6 protein-coding genes are annotated in these 6,199 nt (G+C 74.0%); 3 read left to right on the forward strand and 3 right to left on the reverse strand.

Features of this window, described 5'->3' with window-relative positions; all coding sequences use genetic code 11:
• The 3 genes from B7767_RS28865 to B7767_RS28875 form a co-directional block, all read right to left on the reverse strand.
• Nucleotides 1-589 (reverse strand): NAD(P)/FAD-dependent oxidoreductase (locus tag B7767_RS28865; RefSeq protein WP_256923610.1); only part of this gene is annotated, 589 nt, incomplete at its 3' end.
• Complete coding sequence (locus B7767_RS28870; protein ID WP_085574732.1) at nucleotides 586-1,149, reverse strand: hypothetical protein; 564 nt, start codon at nucleotides 1,147-1,149, stop codon at nucleotides 586-588. The genes B7767_RS28865 and B7767_RS28870, both read right to left, overlap by 4 nt.
• Nucleotides 1,150-1,328: 179 nt before the next feature.
• Nucleotides 1,329-2,804 (reverse strand): AAA family ATPase, encoded by a 1,476-nt coding sequence (locus tag B7767_RS28875; RefSeq protein WP_085574733.1) that lies wholly within the window; start codon nucleotides 2,802-2,804, stop codon nucleotides 1,329-1,331.
• Between the two features lie 491 nt (nucleotides 2,805-3,295).
• Between B7767_RS28875 and B7767_RS28880 the strand changes: the two genes are divergently transcribed.
• From B7767_RS28880 to B7767_RS28890, 3 genes are all read left to right on the forward strand, one after another.
• Nucleotides 3,296-4,117, forward strand: a complete 822-nt coding sequence (locus B7767_RS28880) for a universal stress protein (protein ID WP_085574734.1) — start codon at nucleotides 3,296-3,298, stop codon at nucleotides 4,115-4,117.
• A gap of 228 nt (nucleotides 4,118-4,345) precedes the next feature.
• Nucleotides 4,346-4,882, forward strand: a complete 537-nt coding sequence (locus tag B7767_RS28885; protein WP_085574735.1) for a hypothetical protein — start codon at nucleotides 4,346-4,348, stop codon at nucleotides 4,880-4,882.
• Nucleotides 4,883-4,921: 39 nt separating this feature from the next.
• On the forward strand, nucleotides 4,922-6,199 hold a 1,278-nt coding region (locus B7767_RS28890; protein WP_085574736.1), incomplete at its 3' end, for a nicotinate phosphoribosyltransferase.

A 6,199-nucleotide genomic window follows, 5' to 3' on the forward strand; every position in this document is an offset into this window, starting at 1 on the left:
GGGGCATGCCGTCGAGGTCCAGGTCGGCGAGGACCACCTCCTCGGTGTAGGGCCTGCCGTGCCACCCGATGCCGGCGCAGGCCCGCACGGTACTGGCCGGGCCGTCGCAGCCGACGGCGAAGGGACAGCGGACCTCCTCGACGCCGTGCCGCGAGCGCAGCACGGCATGCGCGCCGTCCCCGTCGTCGCGGGTGGTGAGCAGTTCGGTGCCCCGTTCGACCGTCACCCCGCGGTCGGCGAGCGCCCGCGCCAGCACCGTTTCGACGTCCGTCTGCCGCATGAGTGTCAGGTGGGGGAACGCCGTGTCGGGCAGCGCGAGGTCCGCGAGCCCGGTGTCGACGACGCGGGAGCCGAGATGCAGGTGGACCCTCGGGGCGGTGTCCGCCGACTCCAGCAGGGCGTCCGTGACACCGAGCGGTCGCAGGACCTCCAGGGTCCGTGGGTGGAGGATGAGCGCACGGGAGGGCCGGAACGGCTCGGGCCGCCGCTCGACGACCCGGACCCGTGCTCCGTGGGCGTGGGCCTGCAGGGCCAGGCTGAGGCCGGTCGTGCCGGCCCCGACGACCAGGACGTCCACCGTCGTGGTCACGTCCCGGCCGCTGTGCGCCACCACGCGGAGGTCTCCGGCTCCGGGGCCTCGACGAGTCGGGGGTCCGCGATCACGGCGTCGCGGCGCAGCCCCGGCACGATCGCGTACCGGATCGAACCGGGCTCGCTGACCAGCGCGAGGACCCGCCACAGGGAGCGCGCGTAGTGTTCGGCGCGCCACGGGCCGTCCCACTCGTACACGCCGCGGTAGCGGCCGCGCTCGTCGTGGGCCAGCCACAGCTTCGAGGTGAAACCGGGGAATCCGACGAACAGGGGAGTGTTCAGCAGGCTCTCGCGGCGGAACAGCGCGTGCGCGGGGCCGCGCACCAGGCGCAGCCGGAAGGTGACCACCAGCGTGCACGGGTCCTTCGCCAGGCCGCTGCCGAGGCGGGTCTCCCGGTAGACCCGGGCCCCGGTGCCGTCGGCGAAGTCCAGTCGCACGCCCACGCGCTCTTCCGGCAGGTGGATCCGGTGCCGCGAGAGCAGCGCGAAGGTGGTGAGGAAGCACGCGGCCACGGCCCGCCATGCCTCGCCGGGGGCGAGTGGTCCCTGTTCACCCATGGTGGCCTCCTTCGAGGAGCCATGACGGGCATACGCCGCCGGGCTCCGCCACGCCGGCCGGGCCGGAGTTCCCCGTACACCCCACCATGCGGCAATGCGCCATGCCCCGCGAGACCTGGTGGCGCGGACCGGCAGCCGGCGATGGAGCCCGGGGCGCACCGGCGGGCACACCCGCTCGCCTAGTCCGGCTCCATGTAGGGGCGACGGAAGACCGGCGCCTGGCCCGTACCCCACGGGCGTACGGCAGCCAGCGCCCGGGCGACCGCGGACTCCAGGGAGCCGCTGGTGTCGACCGAGACGGCCTCCGGCCACGGCTGTTCCCGGGCCTCCATCACGGCGGCGACGGAGGCGTCGGCGTCGGACGCTCCGGGGGCACGGGTGCCCAGGCGGGTCGCTGCCACGTCCCCCGGCACATGGCAGTGCAGGGCCACCAGGTCGGCGCTGGTGCGTTCCGCCATGCGCACGGCCGCCTCCCGCTGTGCCGCATCGGACCAGGTGGCGTCCAGGACGACGGATTCCCCCGAGGACAGCAGGGCGGACGCGCGGTCGAGCAGGGCGGAGTAGGTCCTGGCCGTCCACTCCGGTGTGTAGATTCCCTCGCCGTAGCCGGCCTCCGCGGACTGCTCCGCGGGGATTCCCGCCAGCTCCTTGCGGAGACGGTCGCTGCTGAGCAGCGTGACCCCGAGCCGGTCCGCCAGTGCTCCGGAGAGGGTGGACTTCCCGCTTCCCGGCAGCCCACCGACGAGCGTCAGGCCGACGGCGGAGGTACGCAGGTGGCGCAGCGCCGTCGAGACCAGCCGCCGGAACGCCGCCTCCGCGCCCGGCGCGCCCTGACGTGCCTGGATCAGGGAGACCTTGGCGCGGACGAACGCGCGGTAGGCGACGTAGTGGTGCCACAGGGAAGGGGGCGCCGGATCGCCCGAGTACTCTCCGTACCGGGCGAGGAAGTACGCCGCGGCCTGAGGGGCGCCGAGCTGTTCCAGGTCCATGGCGAGGAAGGCGGCGTCGTCGAGTCCGTCGACGTGACGCAGGTGGTCGTCGAACTCCAGGCAGTCCAGGACGCGGGGACCGTCGTCGAGGCAGAAGACGTCCTCGGCGAGCAGATCGCCGTGGCCGTCGACCACCCGCCCCTGCTCGATGCGGGAGTCGAACAGACGCGTGCGGCCGGCGAGGTAGCGGCGCACCAGCCGCTCCGCCTCCGCCACCCCCTCCGGTACGGCGCCGTCGTCGGCCAACGCGCGGACCTGCCGGAAGCCGGCCTCCCAGCGCGAGGACAGGGCGTCCCGCGTGCCCTGCTCGTCCACCCCACGGCTCCGGGGCGCCTCCGCGTGCCACGCCGCGAGCTGCCGGGCGACGGCCCGCAGGACGTCGTCGACGGCTACCCCTTCCCGCACCAGGCGGGAAAGCCGGCGGTCCGCGGGCATCCGGCGCATCACCACGAGCGGCTCCGGCGCCTGTGCGTCGGGGCTTCGCAGCTCACCCAGCCCCAGATAGACGTCGGGGGCGAAGCGGCGGTTGAGGGCGACTTCACGCTCGCACGCCGCCCGGCGGGCCACCACCGTCGTGTAGTCCAGGAATCCCAGATCCACCGGCTTCTTCAGCTTGTAGGCGCGGTCGCCGGCGAAGAACACGATCGCGGTGTGCGTCTCGCACACCTGCGCGCGCGGCAGCGGCTCGCCGTCGTGCCGGCCACCGGTTTGGAGCGGGGACGTGTCGGCCGCAGGCGCCGGGGGCGCCGTCCTCCCGGTGAGGTCCGGCTCAGTCATGGGGGACGACGGCGACGGGGCGGCGTGCGTGACGGACGGCTGCCCGGGCCACGGGGCCCGGACGCGGTGCTGGGACGTACCGGCGTTCCCGGCGGCAGGCGGCCGGCGGGCCCGCACCCTCGGCGGCGGCGGAACTCTCGAGTGAGCCGTCGAGGCCCACGGTGACGACTGGCCGCATGGCGGTGCCCTCCGTCTCGTAAGAAGCTGGAAGAGGGATGGATGACGGTGCCCGAGCCCGACGACGCGGACGGCCGGGAGGCCGTCGGCCCGCCGGACGGGGCGGGTTCCCTCGTTCGAGGAGTACCCCAATCCCCTCCGCGGCGCATGCGGACCGGAGGCGGGAGGCAGGCGCGTGATCCGGCCGGGAGGAGACAGCGGCGGTGACGATTCCCCTGGTGGTCGGCGTCGACGGGTCCGAGGCGAGCCTGGAGGCGGTGGACTGGGCCGCCGGAGAAGCCGTCCGGCACGGCGTCCCGCTCCACCTCCTGCACGCGGCGGCGCGGGACCACGAGGCGTCCGACGTGATCGACGCCGCCTCGGAACGGGTCAGGAAGGGTGCTCCCACGGTGAGGTTGTCGAACGAGGTGCTGCACGAGGACGCGACCGCCGCCCTGCTCGGCAAAGGGCGCAACGCCTTCGCACCGGTACTGGGATCCAGAGGGTTCGGAGACCTCGCCGGAATGCTCCTGGGATCGGTCAGCCTCGCCGTGGCGGCGCGAGCGGACTGCCCGGTCGTCGTGGTGCGCGGTGCGGCGGAGCACCGCTATGCCCGCTTCGGGAGTGTCGTCGTCGGTGTCGAGGAGGGGAAGGGCAGCGGCACGGCCGTACAGTTCGCCTTCCGTGAGGCCCATGTGCGGCACTGCCGACTGGTGGCGGTGCACGCCTGGAGCGCACCGCTCGATGCTTCCGACTCACCACGAGCCCTGCCCTCGTACACCCCGGAGACCCGCCGGCGCCCGCCGGCGCGGGTGCTCGACGACGCCCTGTGCGGCGCGTCGGAGCGGTACCGCGACGCCCCGGTGAACCGGCGGGTGATCGAGGGGCCGGCGCGCCACGCCCTGCTGGAAGCGGCAGCGGAGGCGGACCTGCTGGTCGTCGGCGCCCGCAGACGACAAGGACACCTGGGTCTGCAACTCGGATTGGTCAACCATGCGGTACTGCACCACGCGCCGTGTCCGGTCGCGGTCGTTCCCCGGATATGACCGGACGGGCTGGGACGGACCACGTCATCGGCCGGTCCTTGTGGACTCGGAAGCCGTCCCCCACAGGGACCTTCGGCCCTGTGACCGGAGCCCGCGCCGTCCCATGATGGGACCAGGACGGTGGGGGGAACGGACCAGCGACCTGCTGGAGGCCGAGTCATGACTGCATGGAATCCGCCGCACGCGTCCGGTCCGCCGCCGTCGCGCCGGGAGCGCACCCCGAAGAGGGTGAACCCTCTGCGACGTCCGTCCGACAGGTTCGAGTCCTGGTTCCGCGGCTTCCTGATGCTCGTCCTCGTCCTCGGCCTGCCGGTGGCCGCGCTCGGTGCGGGGCTGACGGCGTACGAGTCGTCGATGCGCACCGTGCAGACGCAGTCGGCCGAGCGGCACCAGGTCGACGCCCGGGTGACGTCGATCACCGAGGAGGTCGGCGAGAACGCGAAACAGCAGGCGCGGGTCCGCTGGACCGACGACGACGGAACGGCGCGGACGGGAACCACCCTCGTGACGCCGGACACGCCCGAGGGCACCACCGTGCGGGTGTGGGTGACCGGCGAGGGGGCCGTCACCAGCCCGCCGATGACCGAGAACCAGGCCGTGACCACCGGCTGGTTCGCGGGCGGTGCGGCGGCGGTCGGCGTGGCGGCCGGGGTCTTCGCGGCGCGGGTGGGCGTGCGCCACGCGCTGGACCGGAGGAGGTACGCGCAGTGGGACGCCGAGTGGGACCGGGTGGAGCCCCTGTGGGCCGGCCGGTTCCGCCGGTGACGTGAGGACGAGCCGGACAGGACCGAGGAGGCGACGCCGATGTCCGACGCGACGACCACCGACCTGTACGAGGTGACGATGGCCATGTCCTACCTCCGGGAGGGCATGACCGGCCCCGCGACGTTCAGCCTCTTCGTCCGCGACCTGCCCGCCGAGCGCGGCTTCCTGGTCGCGGCGGGGCTGGAGTCGGCCCTGGACCACCTGTCCGGCCTTCACGTCGGCCCGGAGGACGTCGACGCCTTCGCGTCCGCGCTGCACCGCCCGCCGCGTGACCTGCGCCCTCTGCTCGGCCTGGAGTTCACAGGCGACGTACGGGCGGTTCCGGAGGGACGGATCGTCCTGGCGGGAGAGCCCCTGCTGGAGGTGACCGCGCCTCTGCCGCAGGCACAGCTGGCCGAAACGTACGTACTCAACCAGCTCAGCCACCAGACCACCGTCGCCTCGAAGGCCGCACGGTGCGTCCTCGCGGCGGCAGGCCGTCCGGTCGTGGACTTCTCCCTGCGCCGCACCCACGGCCCGCAGGCAGGGTTCCAGGCCGCCCGCCTCGGCGCGATGACCGGCTTCGCCGGAACCAGCAACGTGGCCGCCGCCACCGCCCTGGGCCTGACGGCCGTCGGCACGATGGCCCACTCCTTCGTCGAGGCGTTCGCCACGGAGGAGGACGCCTTCCGCGCCTTCGCGCGGTCCCACCCGGGACCGGTGACCCTGCTGGTGGACACCTACGACACCGAGGAGGGCGTACGCGTCGCGGCGCGCGTGCTGCGGGAGCTCGACCACGCGGCCCGCGGGCCCGGCTCGGCGGTACGCCTGGACAGCGGCGACCTCGGGGCCCTGGCGGTACGGGCACGCTCCCTCCTCGACGACGCGGGCCTGCCCGACGTACGGGTCATCGCGAGCGGCGGTCTCGACGAGTACGCGGTGGACGAACTGGTCCGCTCCGGGGCGCCGATCGACACGTACGCCGTCGGCACCCGCGTCGGCGTCTCGGCCGACGCGCCGTACCTGGACTCGGCCTACAAACTGGTGGAGTACGACGGCCGGCCGGTGATGAAGCTGTCGTCGGCGAAAGTGACGGCCCCCGGCCCCAAGCAGGTGTTCCGCCGCCCCGGCTGCGTCGACGTGATCGCTCTGGCCGACGAGCAGCCCCCCGACGGTGGCATGCCGTTGCTGGAGACGGTGATGCGGGGCGGGCGGCGCACCGGCGTCAGGCCCACGCTCGACGAGTGCCGGGAGAGGTTCACGGCGGACCTGGACGGCCTGCCGCCGGCCGCCCGCCGGATCCGGGCGCCGGTCGCTCCCCGGGCGACGGCCTCCGAG

The sequence above is a fragment of the Streptomyces sp. 13-12-16 genome (genome assembly GCF_002114215.1).
Classification (GTDB): Bacteria; Actinomycetota; Actinomycetes; order Streptomycetales; family Streptomycetaceae; genus Streptomyces.

Coding starts and splice junctions, on each gene's coding strand:
- B7767_RS28870 (WP_085574732.1), bottom strand. CDS start 1,149: ATGGGTGAACAGGGACCACTCGCCCCCGGCGAGGCATGGCGGGCCGTG.